1 pseudogene is annotated in these 300 nt (G+C 68.7%); it reads left to right on the plus strand.

What is annotated here, in order from left to right:
• A pseudogene (locus G9H72_RS22125) lies at positions 1-300 on the plus strand (xylose isomerase); the annotation flags it as partial.

A 300-nucleotide genomic window follows, 5' to 3' on the forward strand; every position in this document is an offset into this window, starting at 1 on the left:
AGGCGCTGTGGGCGGACAAGCTCTTCCACATCGACCTCAACGGCCAGCGGTCCATCAAGTACGACCAGGACCTCGTGTTCGGCCACGGCGACCTCTTCTCGGCGTTCGCGACCGTCGACCTGCTGGAGAACGGCTTCCCCAGCGGCGGCCCCCGGTACACGGGCCCGATCCACTTCGACTACAAGCCCTCGCGCACCGAGGACATGCAGGGCGTGTGGGACTCCGCCGCGGCCAACATGGCGACCTACCTCCTGCTCAAGGAGCGGGCCCTGGCGTTCCGCGCCGACCCGGAGGTCCAGG

This window comes from Motilibacter aurantiacus (genome assembly GCF_011250645.1).
Lineage (GTDB): Bacteria > Actinomycetota > Actinomycetes > Motilibacterales > Motilibacteraceae > Motilibacter_A > Motilibacter_A aurantiacus.